This is a genomic window from Mesorhizobium sp. M8A.F.Ca.ET.021.01.1.1, assembly GCF_003998025.1.
Classification (GTDB): Bacteria; Pseudomonadota; Alphaproteobacteria; order Rhizobiales; family Rhizobiaceae; genus Mesorhizobium.
The window spans coordinates 1-1,538 of record NZ_RZSJ01000892.1 but is presented as its reverse complement, the minus strand read 5'-3'; the positions used below and the strand labels follow the sequence as shown (position 1 = coordinate 1,538).

At 61.4% G+C, this 1,538-nt stretch carries 2 protein-coding genes; both read right to left on the bottom strand.

Annotated features, from left to right (window positions below):
• Positions 1–104: GTP-binding protein (locus EOA36_RS35155; protein ID WP_245464554.1), on the bottom strand; the 104-nt coding region annotated here is incomplete at its 3' end.
• A gap of 67 nt (positions 105–171) precedes the next feature.
• Positions 172–1,538, bottom strand: a 1,367-nt coding sequence (gene fusA, locus EOA36_RS35150) for an elongation factor G (RefSeq protein WP_127281209.1), incomplete at its 5' end; no start/stop codon positions are given.

The following is a 1,538-nucleotide window of genomic DNA, read 5'->3' as shown; positions in this document are numbered from 1 at the left end:
TACTTGGTGATCGCAGCCGTCAGCGACGTCTTGCCGTGATCGACGTGACCAATCGTGCCGATGTTCACATGAGGCTTAGTGCGCTCGAATTTACCTTTTGCCATGTGATGTCTCCATTTCCTGCTCGCCCATGCGGGCTTTGAATTGCGTTACCGCGGCAGCTCTTTCGAGTTACGCGTATTTCTTCTGGACTTCCTGAGCGACCGCGGTCGGGACCGGCTCATAGTGATCGAACTGCATCGTGTAAGCCGCGCGGCCCTGGCTCATCGAGCGCAGGTTGTCGACGTACTTGAACATGTTGGCGAGCGGCACCATCGCGTTGATGACGACGGCCACGCCGCGCGCTTCCTGGCCCTGGATCTGGCCGCGACGGCCGTTCAGGTCACCGATGACGCTGCCGACGTAGTCTTCCGGCGTCACCACCTCGACCTTCATGATCGGCTCGAGCAACTGCACGCCAAGCTTGGGAGCAGCTTCACGGAAGCACGCACGGGACGCGATTTCGAAGGCCAGGACCGAGGAGTCGACATCATGGTAGGCACCGTCGATGAGCGTCGCCCTGACGCCGATCATCGGGAAGCCGGCGAACGGACCAGCGCCCATGACGCTCTGGATGCCCTTTTCGACGCCCGGAATGTATTCCTTCGGCACCGCGCCGCCGACGATCTTGGACTCGAACACGAAGTCCTCGCTCTCGGAATTCGGCTCGAACACAACCTTGACGCGCGCGAACTGGCCGGTACCGCCGGTCTGCTTCTTGTGCGTGTAGTCCTGCTCGTGCTTGCGGGTGATCGTCTCGCGATAAGCCACCTGCGGCGCGCCGACATTGGCTTCGACCTTGAACTCGCGACGCATGCGGTCGACGATGATGTCGAGGTGCAGTTCGCCCATGCCGGAGATGATGGTCTGGCCGCTTTCCTCGTCGGTCTTGACGCGGAAGGACGGATCCTCGGCAGCCAGGCGGTGAAGCGCGAGGCCCATCTTTTCCTGGTCGTTCTTGGTCTTCGGCTCGATGGCGATCTGGATGACCGGATCGGGGAATTCCATGCGCTCGAGGATGACCGGGTGCAGCGGATCGCACAGCGTGTCGCCGGTGGTGGTGTCCTTGAGGCCGGCCAAGGCGACAATGTCGCCCGCAAAAGCCTCTTCGACGTCGGCGCGCGAATTCGCATGCATCTGCAGCATGCGGCCGATGCGCTCCTTCTTGCCCTTCACGGTGTTGTCGACAGAGACGCCCTTGGTGAGCTTGCCCGAATAGATGCGGGCAAAGGTCAGCGAACCGACGAACGGGTCGTTCATGATCTTGAAGGCGAGCATCGACAGCGGCTCGTTGTCGTCCGCATGACGCTCGATCTCGGCGTCGGTCTTGGCATCGACACCCTTGATGGCCGGAACATCGGCCGGCGACGGCAGGTATTCGACAACGGCGTCGAGCAACGGCTGCACGCCCTTGTTCTTGAAGGCCGAGCCGCAGAACATCGGGTAGAACTTGACCGCGATCGTACCCTTGCGGATCAACGAACGGATCTCGTCATTCG